This is a genomic window from Gemmatimonadales bacterium (genome assembly GCA_041390145.1).
GTDB lineage: Bacteria > Gemmatimonadota > Gemmatimonadetes > Gemmatimonadales > GWC2-71-9 > SPDF01.
Map to the genome: position 1 here is coordinate 15,939 of JAWKQM010000013.1, position 19,180 is coordinate 35,118.

The following is a 19,180-nucleotide window of genomic DNA, read 5'->3' on the forward strand; positions in this document are numbered from 1 at the left end:
ACTGGGTTAGATTTCGCGGTTTCCAGTTGTACCGTCAATGACGTAACTGCTTGAGGGATGGACATATGGCACGGGTATGCACCGTGTGCGGCAAGGGGCCGGTCACCGGCAACAACGTCAGCCACGCCAAGAATCGCACCAACCGCCGCTGGTATCCGAACCTGCAGACTGTTCGCGTCCTGAAGGACGGCGAGCCGCGGCGTGTCCGCGTCTGCACCCAGTGCATCAAGGGTAACAAGATCGCCAAGGCGGGGTGAACCTCGGCGCGCCCTCGCGGGCGGCGCCGTCCGGACCGCCGCAGTGCTGTAAAAAAGGGGACCCTCGCGGGTCCCCTTCGTCGTATCGGAAGCGGGCGATGCCACCCTTACTCCGCAAGCAACTCGATGCGAGCCACGTCGGCGCCGTCGCCGGGCCGGTGCCCCATCTTGAGGATGCGGGTGTAGCCGCCGGGACGCGCCGCAAAGCGGGGACCCAGCTCGGAAAAGAGGCGACCGAGGACCTCGCGGTCCTTGATGTTGCGCCCCACAAGCCGGCGCGCGTGCAGGTCGCCGCGGCGGGCCAGGGTGATGAGCTTCTCGGCAAAGGGCCGGAGCTCCTTGGCCTTGGCTTCCGTCGTGTTGATGCCTTCGTGCTTGAACAGGCTGGTGGCCATGTTGTTCAGGAGCGCGCGGCGATGGGCGGAGGTCCGGGACAGCTGCCGTCCCTTGGCGCGATGACGCATTTAGGCGGTCTCCCCGTTGCTGGCGGCGGGGGCAGGCGCGGCGGCGGGGGCAGGTGCGGCGGCGTCGGCGCTCTTGGCGCGCAGGACACCGGCCACCTCATCGAGCACGTGCCCGAAGGCCAGGCCTTCCTTCTCCAGCAGTTCAACGATTTCCGACACGGCCTTTTCGCCCACATTCTTGACCTTGAGCAGGTCTTCCTCGGAATAGGCGATCAGGTCCTGCAGGGTGCGGATATTGGAGTTCTTGAGCGAGTTCAGCGACCGGACCGAGAGGCCGAGGTCGTCGATGGGCCGCGAAAGGCTGTCGCGCAGTCCGCCGCCGAGCTCGGCGACGACCGGCGCGGGCTCGCGCATGACCGGCACCTTGCCGAAATCGACGAAGTACCGGAAGTGCTCCTGCGCCAGCGCCGCGGCGTAGGCGACGGCGTCTTCGGGCGAGATGGTGCCGTTGGTCTCGACGGTGACCGTCAGGCGGTCATAGTCGGTCCGCTGTCCGACGCGGGTTTCCGCCACCGTGAAATTGGCGCGGGTGACCGGGTTGTAGATCGCGTCGATGCGCACGAGGTCGACCGGCAGGGAGCGGTCGAAGGGGTGGAGCTCCGACTCGACGTAGCCGCGGCCCTTGTTGACATAGAGCTCGGCGTTCACTTCCCGGTCTTCCTGCACGGTGAAGAGCAGGTGGTCGGGATTGATGACGGTGACCGAGCCGTGGGGCTGGATGTCGCGGGCGTAGACCGGCCCTGGGCCGTTCTTCTTGATGTGCAGGACGGCTTCATCCACCTCGGGGACCAGCACCAGCGTCAGCCCCTTGAGGCGCTGCACCACCTGGTGGATGTCCTCGAGGACGCCCTGGACGGTCTGATGCTCATGCACGACGCCGTCGAGCCGGAAGCCCCAGACCGCGGAGCCGCGGAGTGAGGAGAGCAGCATGCGGCGCAGTGAGTTGCCGAGAGTGTAGCCGAAACCCCGCTCCAGCGGCTGGAGGCGGAACTCGGCGGCGTTCGGGTTGTCCTCGCGGCGGCTCATTTCGAGCAGGTGCGGGCGGACAAGTCCGGTCAGGTCGATAGTCATGGTTCAGGCCACCACTTACTTCGAGTAAAGCTCGACGATGAGCTGTTCCTGCGCGTTGACCGGAATGGCCTCGCGCGTGGGACGCTCAACGTACCGCCCGGCGGCCTTGTCGCCGTCGACGGAGAGCCAGGATACCGGAGCCCCGCGCGACGCGTATTCCTGCGCCGCCTTGACCGCCACCATCTCGCGGCTGGTCGGGGCGACCCGGACTTCCTGTCCGGGCATGACGTGATACGACGCGATGTCCACCCGGCGGCCGTTGACTTCGACGTGGCCGTGGTTGACGAGCTGGCGCGCCGCCTTGCGGCTCGACGCGAAGCCCATCCGGTAGACGATGTTGTCGAGCCGCGACTCGAGGGCGATGAGCAGGTTGGTGCCCTTGACGCCCGACTCGCGGGTGACGCTCTCGAACAGGTTGCGGAACTGCCCCTCGGTCAGGCCGTACATCCGCTTGACCTTCTGCTTCTCCCGGAGCTGCTTCGAGTACTCGGACGGCTTGCGGCCGCGGCCGGTGCCCTGCCCGTGCTGCCCGGGCGCATAGGCCCGGCGCTCCACGGCGCACTTCTCGGTGAGACAGCGGGTGCCCTTCAGGAAGAGCTTCGTGCCCTCGCGACGGCAAAGCCGGCAGCTGGGTCCAGTGTATCGCGACATGGTTAGACCCGCCGCTTCTTCGGGGGACGGCACCCGTTGTGAGGAATCGGGGTGACATCCCGAATGGACACGACCCGGAGGCCGACCGACGCGAGCGCCTGGATGGCGGACTCACGCCCGCTGCCGGGGCCCTGCACGCGGACATGGACCCGGCGCACGCCGAGGTTCATGGCTTCGCGACCGGCGCCTTCCGCGGCGACCGTCGCGGCGAACGGCGTGGACTTCTTGGAGCCCTTGAACCCCGCCTTGCCCGCCGTTCCCCAGGCGAGGGCGTTGCCCTTCATGTCGGTAATGGTGATCAGCACGTTGTTGAAGGTGGCCGAGATGTGGGCGATGCCCTCGGACTCGACGACCTTCTTGGAACGCTTGGCGCCAGGCGCCTTCGTGGGAGTAGTCGGTGCAGTCATGGTTACTTCTTCGTCGCCTTCTTCTTGCCAGCAATGGCCCGCCGGGGACCCTTCTTGGTCCGGGCGTTGGTATGGGTGCGCTGCCCGCGCACCGGAAGGCCCCGGCGGTGCCGCGACCCGCGATAGCTGCCGATGTCCATGAGCCGCTTGATGTTCATGGCGACTTCCGTCCGGAGGGCGCCTTCGACCTTCAGCGCGCGCTCGATGAACTGACGGAGCCGGGCCACCTCGGTGTCCGAAAGATCCCGGACCCGCGTGTCGGCGGGAACGCCGGCCTCGGTGAGGATGCGAACGCTCGTGGGACGACCAACCCCGAAGATGTACGTCAGGGCAATTTCGACCCGCTTCTCGCGCGGAAGGTCCACGCCTGCAATGCGTGCCATGATCAGCCCTGCCGTTGCTTGTGCTTGGGGTTGCGCTTGCAAATGATGCGAACAACGCCCTGTCGCTTCACGACTTTGCAGTGTTCGCAGATTGGCTTGACACTCGAACGTACCTTCACGGAATCTCTCCAGGACCAGACTTTGAGGTAGCTGAGGAATATAGACCGCGCCAGAACCCAACGCAAGGGAAGCGGTTAGGACGCGATCCGGACCTCCGTCAGCACCCAGGCCGACCGGCCCCGGCGGTAGCCGAGCAGGATGACCGACTGCCGCTCCCCGGGAATCCCGACCTCCCGGTAGCGCCGGCTCAGCCCCACGTAGCCCTGGGCGGAGTCGACCACCTCCGCCCGCTGCAGGACGGTCTCAACCTCTTGTGTCCCTTGGACATAGGACGATAGCATGGCGCGCGCCTGCTCGGCGGTGATCGGCGCCGACTGACCGGCGGCCGGGAGGGTCACCACCAGGCGGCCCGCCCCCGCCGGGGCCAGAAAGGCCCGCAGGTCACGTCGCTGCCAGGAGGCGCGGGCGGAGTCGCCGACCTCGGTGAGGCCAGGCAGCGCTGGTGGGGAGGCGGGGACGCGGGGACGCGGGGCCGGACTGCCGAGGAGGGCGAGGGCGGCGGCCAGCGAGAGACTACGGATCATGCCGCACCGGCCTCGGCCGTGAACTCCGCCAATACCGCGGCGGGATTCGGGGCCTGGGTGATCGGCCGCCCCACCACCAGGTGGGTGGCCCCGGCGGCCGCCGCCTCGCGCGGGGTGGCGACCCGGACCTGATCGCCCGCCGCGTCGATGGCTCGCCGAATCCCCGGCACCACCACCCACCCCCCGGCCGGCACCACCGGCCGGACCACCCCGATCTCCGCCGGCGAACAGACGACCCCCCGGAGCCCTGCCCCGATCGCCGCAGCTGCCAGCCGTGGCACCTCGCGTTCGAGGTCCACCGCGTCCCGGCCGACGGCGTCGGCATATCCCGCCGCATCGAGCGAGGTCAGGACGGTCACGCCGACGAGGTTCATCTCGCCGGCGGCATCCTGCGCGGCCCGGAGCATCGGGACACCCCCCAGCGTGTGCACCGTGGCCATCGCGACGCCGAGCGATTCGGCCGCGCTCACGGCGCCGGCGACCGTGTTCGGGATGTCGTGCCACTTGAGGTCGAGAAAGATCCGGACGCCCCGCTGGTGAAGCTCCGCGAGGAAGGGTGCCCCCTCCCGCGTCATCAGGACCGACCCAACCTTGGCCCAGCGCAGGTCGGGGAGACGGTCGAGGAGCCGGCGGCCGGCGTCGCCCGATTCCACGTCGAGCGCAAGGATGATGTCAGCCACGGTGGCGCTCCAGGTCGCGAATGATGCGGGCGGGAAGGCGCGGATCGGCGAGCGCGCCCGTCCCGATGCCGACGAGCGTGGCGCCGACCGCGAGATACTGGCGGACATCTGCGGCGCTTCGGACGCCGCCGAGGCCGATGATCGGCAAGTCGGGCGCCCGTTCACGCACCCGGCGCACCGCCAGCACACCGGCCGGGAGGAGGGCCGGACCGCTGGCACCGCCGTTGCCGTTGCCCAGCCGAGGGACGCCGTCGGGGTTGAGCGCCAACCCGGGCATCGTGTTCACGACCGATACCCCATCGGCGCCGGCGTCACGCGCCACCAGTGCCAATGCCGCAATGTCCGGCAGGACCGGTGAGAGCTTGGCCACCAGCGGTCGCCCGGTCACCCGCCGGCATCGGGAGATGATGGTGGTGACCGAGGCGGCGTCCGCGCCGAATTCGAGGCCCCCCGCCGACGTGTTGGGACAGGAGAGATTGAGTTCGTACGCGGTGATGCCCTCCAGGTCGTCCAGCCCCTCGATGACCGCCGCATATTCATCGAGCGTGAAGCCGACGACGTTCACAAGGACGCGCGCCGCCTGCATCCGCTGAAGCAGCCACGGCATTTCGACCGCGCGTACCTGCGCGAGGCCGGGGTTGGCCAGGCCAATCGCATTGAGCATCCCACCGCGAAACTCGGTCACCCGTGGCGGGGCGTTCCCTGCCCTGGGCTCGACGGAGACCGCCTTGGTCACCAGCCCGCCGAGGCGGTCAATGTCCATCACGCCGTCGAGTTCACGGCCGTAGCCGGCGGTGCCCGACGCGAGCACAAGGGGATTCTGGAAGCGGACTCCGAAGACCATCCGCTCCAGCGCGGTGGCCGCCATCACTTGATGTCGTCCTCCCGGAGCTGGCCGGCGGGCGTATTGGGTGCCGTCGTGGGCCGCGCGCGCCGTTGCCCGGTCGACCTCTCGCCGCTGTTGGCGTACGCCTGCATCGAATCCTCGAGCGCCAGTACCGCGGGGGTCACCTCTCCCGCGACAAGCTGGAGGTACGGGCTCTCCGGATACTCGCACTCGAGCGTGTGGAAGATCGACTCGGCACGGGTCGGCTCCAGCGCCGCCAGGGCGAGGAGCGCCTTCGGCGCATACGGGGAGGTCGGCCACCAGGCCGGCACCGTGGCAAAGAGTTCGGCGGCAATGCGCGGCGCGGGGAGGGAGTCGCGGACCGCCTCGGCGAGCACGAACGTCGCGAGGTCGCCCTCTTTCGCGTCGGGGCTGATTGAGTCGGCGTAGGCACGGGCCTGGTCGAGGACACGGAGATAGCGCAACGCCTGAATCGAGGGGCGGCCGCCGATTTCGCTGAGCTCGGTGAGTTCCGGGCGCGCCTGCTCGAGCTGCGACAGGGTGTCCGCCTGCCCGATGAAGTATTCGCCGATCCGCAGCCGCGCCGTCAGGCTGGAGAAGGTGGTCGGCCTCGCCGAGGCGGCCTCGCGGAGCCGCGCCAGACCGGAGTCTGGATTGGAGGAGAGGAGGCGCATGCCATCGGCGAGGAGGAGCCGGTCCCTCGATTCCGGCGGCAAGCCGGGGAGAGCGACGGCGGCCGAGGTGTATTTGGAGGCCAGGCCGGGGTCGACGCGGCCGACCCCGGTGATGATCGACTCCCACGGCAGCGCCGTGTCGCCCTGTGCGAGCGCCGAATCGATGAGTGGAACGGCCTCGGCGAGGTTGCCGAGGTTGGCATAGTCGGCCGTGCGTTCGGCGTCGACCGCGGGCCCCTCCAGGCCTTCCAGCGTCGTGACCGCCGCCTGGTACTCCCCGTTGAGTCGAAGCACGCGGGCGTGCTCCAGCTGGGCAGGGCGACTGATGGCGGTGTCGGAACTCGCCATCAGCTCGAGGAGCACGCGATCCGCGGCGGAATAATCGCCCGCTTCAAGGAGGCAACCACTGAGGAGGACCTTGGCCCGCTCCGCCACCTTGGGACTGTCCATGCTCAGCGAAGCGGCCTCGAGCGCGGGCACGGCGGCCGGGCAGTCTCTGCGCGCCACCATCGCCTCACCCCGGATCAGCTGCGCATCGTCCACCCAGCTGCTCTCCGGATGGCGGGCGATCACCGTATCGGCGCGCACCTCCGCCTGCGCCCAGTACCCCTGCGCCTCGAAGGTGCGCCCCGCCGCCTGCGCCTTCTGGGCGCGCTTGGCAAACCGATTGGCGTTGTACATCCCGTTGTAGTAGACGCACCCCGTCAGCGCGAGCAGGAGCAGCAGCGCGCCTCGCTTCACCGGCCCGGGCCCCCGGCCCGCGCCCCGCTCTTCCACTCGAATTCCAGCAGGTAGTCGACAATGGCATCCGCCAGGGCGCGCGCAATCTGGCGCTGGCCCGTCTTCGACATCAGGTACTTCGCATCGGACGGACTGGTAGCGTACCCGATCTCGACCAGCACTCCGGGCCGCCGGCCGGTGTTGAGCACGATCAAGTCGTTGCGCTGCTTGACACCGCGATTCGCGCCGGGATGCACCGGCTCCAGGTGGGTCTGAATCAACGCCCCCGCGCGCGCCGACTCACGCAGATACTCGTTCATCTGCAGGTCCTTCAGGATGTACCCCAGCGGGCCGGTCACCAGCTCCTGATCCTCGGGGCTGTCAAACCGCAGCGCTTCGTTCTCTGTCCGGGCTACCCGATCCGCGTCGGCGGAGTTCTCCTCGCCGATAATTAGCGTCGAGAACCCGTTGACGGAGCGGTAATCGCGCCGCTTCCCGGTATCGAGGGCGTCCACATGAAGGCTGATGAAGAGATCACAGCTGGCGTCGCAGGTCGGCGCGCCTGAATCAGGTTCGCTGGCGGACATCAGTGGTGCGCGTCATCCGCACGGTGATGCCGCGCTTAACCAGTTCCTCTTGCAACAACAACGAGACCTGAAGCGTGACGTCCTTCTCGGTGACGCCGCGCGGAAAGAACTTGCCGAGATTCCCGGGGTCGGCGCCGCCATGCCCGGCGTCCACCGTGACGATGTGCCCCGGCAACAGCCCGTTGGGCAGCCGCTTCGGCGCTGGCGCCGTGACGGCCACGCTCCCAAGCTGGACCAGCCGGCCCGCGGTGCGGTCGAACTTGTACAACTCGCCGAGATATCGCGGCAGAACTTCCGAGACGAACTGGTAGGGCACGAAGAGTGAATCGCCGCGCTCGATGGTCGGCACGGCCAGGGGCTCGAGCCGGTCGTTGAGGCGGAAGAGCGGTGCGCCGGGGAGGAAGGCGAAGTCCTGCCGGGAGATGACCAAGGTGACCCAGGCGCCCTCGCGCCGGATGGTCCCGGCCAGTGCCGCGGCAAGGGGATAGGCGGCCACCATCGGCCGGCCATCGGCATCTGTACTCACCGACAGCTGCGTCTCGCCGCGCGGCGTGGCCACGAGAAGCTGCGAGGGCACGGCGCCCGTGAGCGCGAGGAGGAGCGAGAGGGCGATCACCGTTGCCGCCCCACGGCGATGGCGCGGGCCGTTTCGCGGTCGATCATCCGTTCCTTCAGCGCCTGTCGCTTGTCGTGCTGTTTCTTGCCGCGGCCGAGCCCGATGGCAATCTTCGCCTTGCCCCTGCTGAAGTAGAGCTCGAGCGGCACGAGGCTGAGCCCCTCGCGCTCGACCGAGCCGATGAGACGATTGATTTCGCGACGATGGAGGAGAAGCTTGCGCGAACGAACCGGGTCGTGATTGTACCGGTTACCCTGGGCGTACGGGGTGACATTCATTCCTTCGAGATACACCTGTCCCCCGGAAACCCGGGCGTACGCTTCCTTGATGGAGGCCTTGCCGCTGCGGAGCGACTTGACCTCGGTGCCGGTCAGCACCAAGCCCGCCTCCCACGTCTCGAGGATGTGGAAGTCGTGGGTCGCCTTGGGATTGCGGGCGACCGAATGCCGGCGCTCCGTGGGCGCATCCGATTTGGTAGACATGGGCGGTCTCGTAAACCCAAGATAGACAGTGGGTTCGGGAGGGTCAACGGGCCGCTTGACGCCGGGGCCGGCCTCCCGCTACCTTTGCCGCCCACGCCGAAGTGGTGGAATTGGTAGACGCGCTGCGTTCAGGGCGCAGTGGGCGCAAGCCCGTGGGGGTTCGAGTCCCCCCTTCGGCACTTCCCTTCCTCAGTACCGCACCATCTCCCGATCAATCTCGCGAGCCCACCGGTCAATGCCGCCGGCGAGGCTCCGCACGTTGGGCAACCCGACGGACCGCAGGAAGCTAGCCGCCTGCAGCGAACGCACGCCGTGGTGGCAGTACGCGACGATCTCCGCCGCAGGGTCGAGCGCATTCGCCAGGCCCGGCAGCCGGGAGAGCGGCGCCAGGCGCGCACCCTCCAGTCGCACCAGTTCCCACTCCGGCACCTCCCGCACATCGACCAGCACGATGGAGCGCCCTCCCGCGAGTTCGCGCTGGAGTTCCGCCGGCGTCACCTCGAGCCCGGGGGCCGCCGCCACGGGCGCCACCCCGCAGAACGCCTCGTAGTCGATCAGTTCCCGGACGCTCGGCGAGTCGCCGCAGAGGGGACAGGCGGGATCCCGCTGCAGGGCGAGTTCGCGGAACTGCATCCGGAGCGCATCGAAGAGCAGCAGGCGTCCGATGAGGGGATCGCCAATGCCGAGGAGGAGCTTGATCGCCTCCATGGCCTGGATGGAACCGACGACGCCCGGCAGCGCGCCAAGGACCCCGGCCTCCGCACATCCAGGCACCATGCCCGGCGGGGGTGGCTCCGCGTAGAGGCAGCGATAGCAGGGACCGCCCTTGGCCGCAAAGACCGACGCCTGACCCTCGAACTGGAAGATGGCGCCGTACACGTCGGGAATGCCGCTGAGGTACGCCGCGTCGTTGATGAGATAGCGGGTGGGAAAGTTGTCACTCCCGTCGAGCACCACCTCGAACCCCTCGAAGATGCCGAGCGCGTTCTTCGCTGTCAGCCGCTCGGGGAACTTCTCCACGGTGACGAAGGGATTGAGGTCCTCGATTCGGGCCGTGGCGGAGTCGAGTTTCGGGAGGCCGATGGTGGCGGTCCCGTGGAGGACCTGGCGCTGCAGGTTGCTCACGTCCACCACGTCGGCGTCCACGAGCCCGATCGTCCCGACGCCTGCGGCGGCGAGGTAGAGCGCGGCGGGCGAGCCGAGGCCCCCGGCCCCCACCACGAGGACGCGCGCCTGCTTCAGCCGGCGCTGGCCGGCCTCGCCGACGTGCGGGAGGATCAGATGCCGGGAATACCGCTGGAACTCGGCGGTGGTCAGCGGAGGAAGATCGGGATGGAGTTGGTCAGCCATGGCTGGGACCGCCCGCGGTCAGGACGCGGCGGCGGTCCCGACGAGCTGCGCGACCCGGCCTTCATCCTGCAGGAGGTCGGTCAGGCTGACCCCCTTCAGGAGATCGTCCACCCGGGTGCGGAGGGCGTGCCAGACGGGGCGGATGCTGCACTGGGCGCCGGGGCCGCAGCGTTCCTCGTCCACCGGGTGCGTTTCGCAGTTGATCTCGAAAATCTGGTGATCGCAGGCGGCCATGACGTCGTGCACGGAGATCTGCTCGGGGGGACGCCCGAGGAAATACCCGCCACGCGCGCCGCGGACGCTCTCCACCAGCCCGGCCCGTCGCAGCCGGAGGAGGATCTGCTCGACATAGTCGCCGGGGAGGCGCTCCGACTCGGAGATGTCCCGCGCCGCCACGGGCTCGGTCCCACCCCGCCGCGCCAGATGCAGCGAGATGATGAGGCTGTACTCGGTCCAGGTTGTCACTCGCATGGACGCAATATGGGAGTTGCGGGGTGGGATATCAACCGCAGCCCCACGGACCTCAGCCCCCGGCCGGCAGTCCCTTCCCACCAGGGACGCCCAGCTCCGTCATGGCCCGCAAGTCGAGGATCTCCTCGAGTTCCTTCCCCTTGAGGATCCCGCGCTCGGTGACCAGCTGCTTCACCGTCAGTCCGGTCGCGATGGCCTCCTTGGCAAGCTTGGCGGCCGCGGCGTAGCCGATCTTGGGTGCCAGCGCAGTGACGAGCGCCGGGCTCCGCTCGAGCCAGTGCGCGCACTGCGCCTCGTCGGCGGTGATGCCCTCGATGCAGCGCTCCGAGAAGACCCGGGTCGCGTTGCCGACGATGATGAGGCTGAACACGATGTTGTGGGTGATGACCGGCATCATGACGTTCAACTCCAGCTGCCCCGCTTCCGCGGCCATCGCGACGGTCATGTCGAGGCCCAGTGCCTGATAGCACACCTGGTTGACCATTTCGGCGATGGAGGGATTCACCTTGCCCGGCATGATGCTGGAGCCGGGCTGCACCTCGGGCAACCCGATTTCCGCCAGGCCGGTGCGGGGCCCCGAGGCGAGGAGCCGGATGTCGTTGGCCAGCTTGTTGAGGTCGAGCACCCAGGCGCGGAGCGCGCCGCTGAAGGTGGCGATGTCGCCCATCGACTGCATCAGCTGGACGCGGTCCTCCGCGACCTCGAGCTTGAGCCCGGTGATCTCGCTCAGGTGCTTCACCATCAGCGCGGGATACGCGGGTTCGGCGTTGATGCCGGTGCCCACCGCCGTGCCGCCGATGTTCATCGCGCGGAGCCAGCGGGCCGCCTCGGCCAGCTTGGCCCGGTGGCGTGCCACGGTATGCCCGTATGCGGTGAACTCCTGGCCGAGCCGGATCGGCGTCGCGTCCTGCAGGTGGGTGCGTCCCGACTTGATGATCCCATCGAACGCCTTGCCCTTGGCGAGGAACGCCTCGGCCAGGCGATCCATGGCGTCAAGCAGCGGCGTGAGGGTGGTGAGGGTGGCGAGGCGCATGGCGGTCGGGATGACGTCGTTGGTGCTCTGCGCCATGTTGACATGGTCGTTCGGGTGCACGGGCGAATAGGTGCCTCGCTCCGTGCCGAGAATCTCATTGGCCCGGTTGGCGAGCACCTCGTTGCAATTCATATGGTGACTGGTGCCCGCGCCGGCCTGGTAGACGTCCACCACGAACTGGTCCCGGAAATTGCCGCCGAGCACTTCCTTGGTGGCCGCAATGATCGCATCGGCCAGCTTGCGATCGAGCCGGCCGGTCTCCCTGTGGGTGAGCGCCGCGGCCTGCTTGATCTGGATCATGGCGTCGACGAACGCGGGGAGGGGACGGAGCCCGGAGATGGGGTAGTTTTCAACGGCGCGCAGGGTCTGGATGCCGTAGAGGGCGTCGGCGGGGACGGCCTTCTCGCCGAGGGGGTCCTTTTCGATGCGTGTCTTCATGACGGATACCGGTTGATCGGGGAATGAATCACAAGGCTGCCAAAGGGAACCAGATGAGCACCTATTTCACTCAGCTGTCGGAACATACGGCCTTTGCCGAGGCCAAATTCACCAAGGCGGACCTGGCGCAGGGGGCCCACCTCTTCGCCGGGCTCAACTGCTTCGAACCGGGGCAGTCGCAGGCGGTCCACGCCCATGCGGGCGCCGATAAATTTTACCTCGTGCTGGAGGGAAAGGCGAGGATGCGGGTGGGCAGCGAGGAGATCGATGCGGAGGCGGGAACGCTGGTGTGGGCGCCGGCGGGCGTCCCGCACGGGGTCGTGGAAGCGCTGGAACGCTCGGTGATGCTGGTGGGGATGTCGCGCTAGGTCCAGGCTGTTGCTGCTTCCCTGCCCCGCTGTGCTGCCTCACCCGCTGTCCCCCGGCCACGCCGATCCACCTCACCCCCTGTCCCCCTCTCCATGATATGGAGAGGGGGGACGTGTGCCTCACGTTCTGTCCCGGCGGATGGGACCCCTAGTCCGAACAGTCTCCGAGGGGATAGACGGTGCCGCAGTTGGGGCATGGATTCTTGCAGCCCATGGCGCGGGTCCGGACCTCAAAGCCGCAGCGATTGCACAGCGGGCGGGGCAGCGGGGCCGCGGGGCCGTCCGCACTGTGCATCCCCTTCTCCTGCCCCCCTGCCCCGCTGCCCCGCCTATTCAAGGCGATAGACCCCGGTCAGGAAGGGGTTGGTGTTCCGCTCGACGCCGATGGTGGTGTCGGGACCGTGGCCGCTATGCACGATGGTACTGTCGGGGAGGGTCAGGAACTCGCGGTCGATCGAGGCCATCAGCGTTGCGGTGTCCCCGCCCGGGAGATCGGTCCGCCCGATGGAACCGTTGAAGAGCACATCACCACCGAACACCCTGCCATACCCCACGAGCGCGACGCTGCCGGGGGAGTGCCCGGGCGCGAATCGCACATCGAAGCGGATGTCGCCGAGGGTCAGCGGCTGACCGGGGACGATCTCGTCGGTGGGCGGCGGAGCGGGCAGGCAGCGCAAGCCGAACATCTGTGCCTGCGGCGCCAGGTTGTCATACAGCGGCCGGTCGAGCGGGTGGAGCCAGATCGGCACCGGCCAGCGGTCGATCACGTCGCGAACGCCCATGATGTGGTCGATATGACCGTGCGTGAGCCAGATTGCCTCCAGCGTCCAGCCCCGTCGCTCCACCTCCGCCATGATGCGCCCGCTCTCCTCCCCGGGGTCAATCATCGCCGCCGCCCCGGTGGCCGGATCCGCCACGAGGTAGCAGTTCTGCATGAACTGCCCGTTGGGAATGGAGACGACGACCGGATCAGGCAACGGCGGCGGCCTTTCGTTCGGTCAGGAACTTCTCGACGGCGATCAGGGCGGTGGTCGCGTCGCCCACGGCGGTGGTCACCTGGCGCGTCAGCTGCACGCGCACGTCCCCGGCGGCAAAGAGCCCGGGAATCGAGGTCATCATCCGGTCGTCGGTGATCATGTAGCCGGCCGGATCGTGGGCGAAGTGCTGGGTGACGAGCCCGGTGTTCGGCTTGAACCCGATGAAGATGAAGCAGCCGGTGACCGGCAAGGTCGACGTGGCGCCGTTCACGGTGTCCTTGAGCGACAGCGACTGGAGCCCGGTGTGGTCGCCGGTCAGCTCGGTGACCACCTTGTTCCAGATCACCTCGATCTTCGGGTTGGCGAAGAGCCGCTCCTGAAGAAGCTTCGACGCGCGGAACTCGTCGCGCCGGTGGATCACGTACACCTTCGAGGCGTACCGCGTCAGGTAGGCGGCCTCCTCGACCGCGGCATCGCCCCCGCCGACGACGGCGATGGTCTGCTCCTTGAAGAAGGCGCCGTCGCAGACCGCGCAGTACGACACTCCCTGCCCCGCATACTCCAGTTCGCCGGGCACGCCGAGCTTGGTCGGGGTGCCGCCGGCGGTGAGGATGACGGCCGGCGCCTCGTAGGTGGCGCCGGTGCTGCAGGCCACCTCGAACATGCCGTCCTCGCGACGGGCGACGGTCTCGACGTTCTCCTGCAGGATCTTCGCGCCGAACTTCTCGGCGTGCTCCGCCATCAGGCGCGCCAGTTCCTTGCCCTTGATGGTGGCAAAGCCGGGATAGTCCTCGATGAGGTCGGTGTTGAGGAGCTCGCCGCCCGGGATGCCGCGCTCGAGGACGACGGCGTCGAGCATCCCGCGACCGGCGTACATGCCGGCGCAGAGGCCGGCGGGGCCGGCGCCAATGATGATCACATCGTGGGTGGAACGGGACATTTGAAGCCCAGGTCAGAGGTTGTCCGCCACCGGCCGGTGTTTGGCGGGGAAGCGGGAACGCGGGCCCCGGCTTTCGCCGGGGTGACGGCGGGGCCGTCGATGCTCAAATATAGAACAATCGGGGGTTCCCTACTGCGCCCCGCCATCGGGGCCGGCATGGTCCCCACGGAGGATCGGGCGCAACAGGCAGATCCCCGACCAGGGCCGGTTGGGGTCGAAGCCGCCGCTGCCCGGCAGGTAAGAGAGGAGGCGCAGGAATCGTGGGAGTCGCCGCAGCGCCCTGGCGGCGACGAAGGTCGACTGGCACTCCGCCACCCGCCAGCCACGGGACTCGAACCAGGCCACACCCTCGGGAGGCGCGAAATGCATGGAGGCGCTTCCCGCCCGGAGCGCGTGCCCCCAGTCCTTCTCGATCATCCGCAGCAACCCGGGTGATATGACGTCCGTGACCCAGCCCTGGATGGTGGGGACGCCGGCCATGGTGCGTGCCAGCGTCGCGACCTCCTCCGGCCGGAGATACATCACCAGCCCCTCGGTGATTACCAACACCTTCTCGGCCCGCTGCCCGAGTCGCTGCAGCAGCTCCCGGACGGGGGCTTCCTGTGACAGATCCAGCGGAATCCGCTCGAGCGTGCAATGGGGCTCGGCCGATTCGAGCAGCGCCGCCTTTTCCGCCAGCAAGGGCCCCTGATCCACCTCCACCCAGACGAGGTTTGGCGGCAGTGGGAGGCGATAGGGCCGCGTATCCAGCCCGGCGGCCAGGTTGACGACGAGCGTGACACCGGCGCTGATCTCCGCCTGGATCATGCGGTCCATGACGACCGTCCGGGCCACCACCGACCAGGCGGCGTTGCGCATGGGCCTGGGCAGCGTCGCATGGATCTGCTCGCCTCGGGTGCCAGCCAGCCTTCGCGCGTGTGCATCGTGGAAATGCGCGTCCGGGCGTTCCGACTCCAGGGCACGGTAAAGCGCCACCCAGTGGGCGGTGTCGGAGACGTTGCGGACGGAGGCGGGAGGGTTCATCGATGGTACTCGGAGGGTGGAAACGGTGTGGTCGTGGGCGTGGCGTGCGAAGAGCGGTGACCAAGATAATCAGGGATTGAACGTCACCGCCTGAAAGACCAATACCCGCACCTTCTGCCCTCGCACCTCGCCCGGCCGGAAGAGGCTCCCGAGCACCATCCGGAGGGCGGCGACCTCGAAGCTCGGGTACACCACCGAGTGAACATGGAAGGAACAGGGCTCCGGATGGCCAAGGGTATCGATGATGAACGAGAGCTCAACTCGCCCTCCCACGCCGGCCATCTCCAACTGCCGTGGATACCGCCGCTTTCCCACTTTGACCAGCTCGGGAGGGATGTCCACGGTCGCCTCGGTGTAGGCAGCCCCCGAATCGACCGCACCGGAGGCCGGACTCACCTCATGGGGCGGCTCCTCGGGACAGACGCTCTCCTCCGGCACAATCCGGTGCGGAACCGGCAGCTGCCCGGCAGTACGACTGGACACCGCCCCCAGGGGGACGGGCCGGAGGGGAACCTGGCCGCGGAGTGGTCCCGCGGACAGAGGGAAGCAGAGCGCGAGCAGCAGGAGGCATCGCATCACCGCCCGTTTCATTTGCCGGTCGTCCTCGCGAGGCGAATGACGGAAGGGATATCGAGGGAATCGGTCTCGATCCCATAGAGCTTTCCGCCGGCGACCGCCGCCAGGCGAAAACCCGCCGGAAACCGAATTGTCCCGAGGAACCGTCCGTCGGCGTCGAAGACATCCGACGCCGGCGGCGCCTGCGGCGCTTCAATTGCCGGGAGTCTCGAGACCGCGCCAGCCATCTCCGCCGCGGTGATCGGCTGCCGCACCAGCCAGGTGCCGTCCGGCCCAGCGATTACTGCCCCGAACGCCGGGTAGGTCTCACCGAATTCGATGTTACCAGCCATCTGCGTCATGGCAGCGCGAATCTGCTCGTTGTCGATCTTGGCCATCTGCGCCTCGAAGGCCTGCTTGAACGCGGCCGTCACCCTGTCCCGATCCGCCTCCGTGACCGGCTTCGGCTCGTGCTGCTTGGCGAAGACCATCCGCAGACGGCCGTCCGCACCGTAGACGGACAGCCGGTACTCGCCGGTCATCCCGGCCGCTACGAGGCCGTTGTCGGCCGTGGTCCACGCCGCGGTGGAATTGAAAACCCGCGTCTTCATGGTGGTGGGGCCTTGGCTGATATCAAGGATCGGATCGAGCGGGAAGGAGAGGATGGTGTCCTGCACCACTCCATCGGGCGCCAGGCGTACAACGACGTTGATATGACCCTCGGCGGCCTGGCCGGGCATTACCATCGCGTTGACCTGACCCGCAAGCTGGCCCTGAGGAAGCGTCCGCCAGAGGAACGGAGTGTCGGGAGAGGCCGGCAGCGAAAAGCTCCGCACGAACCGCCCGTCGGGCGCGAAGAGCTCGATCCGCATATTTCCCAGATCAGGGACAGTGAGGGTGTCGCCGGCACCCACCAGCACCCCCGCCACCATCCGCCCAAACTGTCCCGGGCCCTCGCCGGGTCCGCCGATGGTCCCGAGGAAGGAACCGTTCGAGTCAAAGTGCTGAATATTGGGTACGGAGCGGTCCAGCACGAAGATCTCACCGCGGCTGTTGACCGCGACGCCGGCGAGGATCCCAAACTCGCGACCGGCCACATCCTCGGCGGACTCGATGCGGAGGTCCTCCTTGAACTGCCAGGCCTGGTCGGGCGTCCACGTCCCTTCCGTCCCGTTCATGACCAGTTTCACACCGGCGCTGTCGGTGACCTGGTAGCTGGCGTCGCCGGAGGGGCGGTCGCAAGCGATGGCACCGACGCAGACGAAGGCAACGACTACGACAACTGGCAGCTTTCGGTGCACGCGGCCTCCTCAGCCGGAGTTTGCAGCCTGTGCGTCGTGCACCAGTCACTCCCCCTGCTTGAACACCTTCATCGCCGTGGCCACCATCGAGGCCATGTCGCCCACGTTGGCCGGCAGGATCATCGTGTTGGTCTTCTGCGCCAGGGCGCCGAACTGGATCAGGTAGTTCTCCGCGACCCGCAGCTGGGTGGCCTCCATGCCGCCCGGCTTGTGGATCGCCTCGGCCACCATGCGAATGCCCTCGGCCGTCGCCTTGGCCACCGCCAGGATGGCCGCGGCCTCGCCCTCGGCCTCGTTCATCTGCTGCTGCCGGTTGGCCTCGGACGCCTTGATCACCTGCTGTTTGCTGCCTTCGGCGACGTTGATGGCGGCATCCCGCTGGCCTTCAGACGTGAGAATGACCGCGCGCTTCTCCCGCTCCGCGCGCATCTGCTTTTCCATCGCCGCGAGGATGTCGTGCGGTGGATTGATGTTCTTGATCTCGTACCGGAGCACCTTCACGCCCCAGGGGTCGGAGGCCTTGTCCAGCTCGGCGACCACCGCGCTGTTGATGTTCATCCGCTCCTCGAACGTCTTGTCGAGGTCGATCTTGCCGATCTCGCTGCGGAGCGTGGTCTGGGCCAGCTGCGTGATGGCAAAGGTGTAGTCGTCAATGCCGTACGACGCGCGTTCGGGATTGAGCACCTTGAGGTAGAGCACCCCGTCCACACCTACCTGCACGTTGTCCCGGGTGATGCAGACCTGCTCCGGGATATCGTACGCCCCTTCCTTCAGCGAGAGGCGGTACCGGATCACGTCGATGAAGGGAATGAGAATGTGGAAGCCCGCCTGCAGCACGCCGGAGAACCGGCCGAGGCGCTCCACCACGAACGCGCTCTGCTGGGGGACCACCACCGCCGTCTTCGCGATGACCATCACGATGACGACGCCGAGGAACAACGCGACGATCACGAAGGGACTGATGCTCATTGGCCTGCTCCTTCTGGCGCGACGGAAAGGGTAAGACCATCCACGCTGGTCACCCGGCAGCGGGTGCCGCGGGGCAGGAGCGCTCCGGTGCTCGTGCGGGCGGACCAGGTCGTCCCCCGGAGCTCGACCTTGCCGACGGCGCCCGGCGGCAGCTCCTCGATGACGATGGCGACTTCCCCCACGAGCTGGTCGATCTCCGTCGCTCGGGGATCGCCCTGGAAGTGCTGCACCAGGGCGTCACGGAAGAGCAGGAGGGAGGCGACCGAGAGCACCGAGAACAGAATGAGTTGCGCGCCGATCGAGCCTGCCGCATGCATGCTGGACAGCAGCCCGACCAGCAGGGCGGCGATGCCGAAGAAGATGACGTAGAAGCCCCCGGCCGCGGCCAGTTCGACCAGGACGAGGAAGAGCCCCAGCACAACCCAGTGCCACCACAGGATGTCCATTGCGTCCCGCCGTTGGAGGAGGGGGATCGTTCAGGGATTTCGAAGTATATCGTGCGGCGAGGCGCCCCGCCACGTGGGGCGGCCCGCACTCGACGCCCGGTGCCTAGTCCAGGCCGAGCAGCCCCAGCGCCCCGTGACAGGCGGAGACCGTCCCGACCAGGAGTGAGCACGAGCGGCCGCTCGCGCCGGCGTCGCGCAGCATCCCGGCCGCCGCCGCCGCATCACTGACCGCGAACGCCCCGACGCCGTCCGTCAGATGGCGCGTCACGAACAGGGCCGGCCCGAACACCTCGCGCTGCTGGGACAGTCGCTCCACCACCGCATGTGCCGTCTCGCTCATCTCCCACATGCGTGGCGCGCGAATCACCGGACAGGTGGCCGGCTCGATGCAGTGCGTCGGGCAGAGCCAGTCGGCCCAGGATACGTACCGCGTGCCGTCGGGTGCGAGCGTGTCGTAGGGGGTTCCGACGGGATCGGTCAGCGGCTGCTGAGCGACAGCGCGTCCGGGCCAGGTCTTCTTCGCGAGGCGGCGCAACCAATCGAACATGAGGTGGGGCATGAGGGGAGAGGGGACGATGTAGGAGGGCTGGGCAGCGGGGCCGCTGGGCAGCGGGGCCGGGAGGCCGGAGCGGAGATATGTATCAAAGAACCCGTCCCAGTCCTGCACCACCAACTCGCGATCGGGACTCGGCGGCAGCTCCCGGGTCACCTGGCAGGCGGGATCCCGGTCCACCACCAGCACCCGCTCGTACCCGAGGACGCCCCGCGCCTTGGCGCGCGCGAGCTGGCGGGCGTAAAACGTTCCGTAGCAGCCGCCACCCACGAC

At 68.0% G+C, this 19,180-nt stretch carries 26 protein-coding genes and 1 tRNA gene; 3 read left to right on the plus strand and 24 right to left on the minus strand.

Going from position 1 to position 19,180, the window contains the following annotated elements; all coding sequences use genetic code 11:
* Positions 1-65 precede the first annotated feature (65 nt).
* Positions 66-257 (plus strand): 50S ribosomal protein L28, encoded by a 192-nt coding sequence (gene rpmB, locus R2910_11645; protein ID MEZ4413630.1) that lies wholly within the window; start codon positions 66-68, stop codon positions 255-257.
* Between the two features lie 107 nt (positions 258-364).
* Here rpmB and rplQ read toward each other — a convergent pair whose 3' ends face one another.
* The 13 genes from rplQ to smpB all read right to left on the minus strand — a co-directional run bounded on the left by rplQ (position 365) and on the right by smpB (position 8,483).
* Positions 365-721 carry a 50S ribosomal protein L17 gene (gene rplQ / locus R2910_11650; protein ID MEZ4413631.1) on the minus strand — a complete coding sequence of 119 codons (357 nt, stop codon included), beginning with the start codon at positions 719-721 and terminating at the stop codon, positions 365-367.
* Complete coding sequence (locus R2910_11655) at positions 722-1,792, minus strand: DNA-directed RNA polymerase subunit alpha (GenBank protein MEZ4413632.1); 1,071 nt, start codon at positions 1,790-1,792, stop codon at positions 722-724.
* A 15-nt stretch (positions 1,793-1,807) separates the two neighbouring features.
* Complete coding sequence (rpsD, locus tag R2910_11660; GenBank protein MEZ4413633.1) at positions 1,808-2,443, minus strand: 30S ribosomal protein S4; 636 nt, start codon at positions 2,441-2,443, stop codon at positions 1,808-1,810.
* 2 nt (positions 2,444-2,445) lie between these two features.
* Complete coding sequence (rpsK, locus tag R2910_11665) at positions 2,446-2,850, minus strand: 30S ribosomal protein S11 (protein MEZ4413634.1); 405 nt, start codon at positions 2,848-2,850, stop codon at positions 2,446-2,448.
* Positions 2,851-2,852: 2 nt separating this feature from the next.
* Positions 2,853-3,233, minus strand: a complete 381-nt coding sequence (gene rpsM, locus R2910_11670; protein ID MEZ4413635.1) for a 30S ribosomal protein S13 — start codon at positions 3,231-3,233, stop codon at positions 2,853-2,855.
* Between the two features lie 2 nt (positions 3,234-3,235).
* The gene (gene rpmJ, locus R2910_11675) at positions 3,236-3,352 is read right to left on the minus strand and encodes a 50S ribosomal protein L36 (protein ID MEZ4413636.1); all 117 of its coding nucleotides are present in this window, start codon (positions 3,350-3,352) and stop codon (positions 3,236-3,238) included.
* Positions 3,353-3,427: 75 nt separating this feature from the next.
* Complete coding sequence (locus R2910_11680) at positions 3,428-3,877, minus strand: hypothetical protein (protein ID MEZ4413637.1); 450 nt, start codon at positions 3,875-3,877, stop codon at positions 3,428-3,430.
* Positions 3,874-4,557: an orotidine-5'-phosphate decarboxylase gene (gene pyrF / locus R2910_11685; GenBank protein ID MEZ4413638.1), complete on the minus strand. Its 684-nt coding sequence runs from the start codon at positions 4,555-4,557 to the stop codon at positions 3,874-3,876. Before pyrF ends, R2910_11680 begins: the two co-directional genes overlap by 4 nt.
* Positions 4,550-5,425, minus strand: coding sequence for a dihydroorotate dehydrogenase (locus R2910_11690; GenBank protein MEZ4413639.1), 876 nt, complete (start codon positions 5,423-5,425; stop codon positions 4,550-4,552). Before R2910_11690 ends, pyrF begins: the two co-directional genes overlap by 8 nt.
* Entirely contained in the window at positions 5,425-6,819 is a 1,395-nt protein-coding gene (locus R2910_11695; GenBank protein MEZ4413640.1) for a hypothetical protein, read from the minus strand. Before R2910_11695 ends, R2910_11690 begins: the two co-directional genes overlap by 1 nt.
* The gene (locus R2910_11700) at positions 6,816-7,385 is read right to left on the minus strand and encodes an N-acetylmuramoyl-L-alanine amidase (GenBank protein ID MEZ4413641.1); all 570 of its coding nucleotides are present in this window, start codon (positions 7,383-7,385) and stop codon (positions 6,816-6,818) included. The genes R2910_11695 and R2910_11700 overlap by 4 nt, the downstream gene beginning before the upstream one ends.
* On the minus strand, positions 7,366-8,001 hold the full coding sequence (locus tag R2910_11705) for an N-acetylmuramoyl-L-alanine amidase (protein MEZ4413642.1): 636 nt from the start codon (positions 7,999-8,001) through the stop codon (positions 7,366-7,368). The genes R2910_11700 and R2910_11705 overlap by 20 nt, the downstream gene beginning before the upstream one ends.
* Positions 7,998-8,483, minus strand: a complete 486-nt coding sequence (gene smpB / locus R2910_11710) for an SsrA-binding protein SmpB (protein MEZ4413643.1) — start codon at positions 8,481-8,483, stop codon at positions 7,998-8,000. The genes R2910_11705 and smpB overlap by 4 nt, the downstream gene beginning before the upstream one ends.
* Before the next feature lie 95 nt (positions 8,484-8,578).
* Between smpB and R2910_11715 the strand changes: the two genes are divergently transcribed.
* A tRNA-Leu gene (locus R2910_11715) sits at positions 8,579-8,662 on the plus strand.
* 10 nt (positions 8,663-8,672) lie between these two features.
* Here the strand turns inward: R2910_11715 and moeB are convergent.
* From moeB to R2910_11730, 3 genes are read right to left on the minus strand one after another with little or no spacing between them, the layout of a single operon-like run.
* Positions 8,673-9,833, minus strand: a complete 1,161-nt coding sequence (moeB, locus tag R2910_11720) for a molybdopterin-synthase adenylyltransferase MoeB (GenBank protein ID MEZ4413644.1) — start codon at positions 9,831-9,833, stop codon at positions 8,673-8,675.
* 18 nt (positions 9,834-9,851) lie between these two features.
* A complete protein-coding gene (locus R2910_11725) occupies positions 9,852-10,298 on the minus strand; it encodes an Rrf2 family transcriptional regulator (GenBank protein ID MEZ4413645.1) in 447 nt (148 codons plus the stop codon).
* 58 nt (positions 10,299-10,356) lie between these two features.
* On the minus strand, positions 10,357-11,775 hold the full coding sequence (locus R2910_11730; protein MEZ4413646.1) for an aspartate ammonia-lyase: 1,419 nt from the start codon (positions 11,773-11,775) through the stop codon (positions 10,357-10,359).
* Between the two features lie 23 nt (positions 11,776-11,798).
* Here R2910_11730 and R2910_11735 point away from each other — a divergent pair, with 23 nt between their 5' ends.
* Positions 11,799-12,143: a cupin domain-containing protein gene (locus R2910_11735; GenBank protein ID MEZ4413647.1), complete on the plus strand. Its 345-nt coding sequence runs from the start codon at positions 11,799-11,801 to the stop codon at positions 12,141-12,143.
* Between the two features lie 329 nt (positions 12,144-12,472).
* On the opposite strand, the gene R2910_11740 is transcribed toward R2910_11735, so the two are convergent.
* The 8 genes from R2910_11740 to R2910_11775 form a co-directional block, all read right to left on the minus strand.
* Positions 12,473-13,120, minus strand: coding sequence for an MBL fold metallo-hydrolase (locus R2910_11740; GenBank protein ID MEZ4413648.1), 648 nt, complete (start codon positions 13,118-13,120; stop codon positions 12,473-12,475).
* Entirely contained in the window at positions 13,113-14,060 is a 948-nt protein-coding gene (trxB, locus tag R2910_11745; GenBank protein ID MEZ4413649.1) for a thioredoxin-disulfide reductase, read from the minus strand. The genes R2910_11740 and trxB overlap by 8 nt, the downstream gene beginning before the upstream one ends.
* Positions 14,061-14,189: 129 nt before the next feature.
* Positions 14,190-15,083: an SAM-dependent methyltransferase gene (locus R2910_11750; GenBank protein MEZ4413650.1), complete on the minus strand. Its 894-nt coding sequence runs from the start codon at positions 15,081-15,083 to the stop codon at positions 14,190-14,192.
* Between the two features lie 69 nt (positions 15,084-15,152).
* Positions 15,153-15,566 carry a TonB family protein gene (locus tag R2910_11755; protein ID MEZ4413651.1) on the minus strand — a complete coding sequence of 138 codons (414 nt, stop codon included), beginning with the start codon at positions 15,564-15,566 and terminating at the stop codon, positions 15,153-15,155.
* A 104-nt stretch (positions 15,567-15,670) separates the two neighbouring features.
* Positions 15,671-16,939 (minus strand): hypothetical protein, encoded by a 1,269-nt coding sequence (locus R2910_11760; protein ID MEZ4413652.1) that lies wholly within the window; start codon positions 16,937-16,939, stop codon positions 15,671-15,673.
* Between the two features lie 45 nt (positions 16,940-16,984).
* Positions 16,985-17,908 carry a stomatin-like protein gene (locus R2910_11765; protein MEZ4413653.1) on the minus strand — a complete coding sequence of 308 codons (924 nt, stop codon included), beginning with the start codon at positions 17,906-17,908 and terminating at the stop codon, positions 16,985-16,987.
* Complete coding sequence (locus tag R2910_11770) at positions 17,905-18,354, minus strand: NfeD family protein (protein ID MEZ4413654.1); 450 nt, start codon at positions 18,352-18,354, stop codon at positions 17,905-17,907. Before R2910_11770 ends, R2910_11765 begins: the two co-directional genes overlap by 4 nt.
* A gap of 103 nt (positions 18,355-18,457) precedes the next feature.
* Entirely contained in the window at positions 18,458-19,177 is a 720-nt protein-coding gene (locus R2910_11775) for a hypothetical protein (GenBank protein MEZ4413655.1), read from the minus strand.
* Positions 19,178-19,180 lie beyond the last annotated feature (3 nt).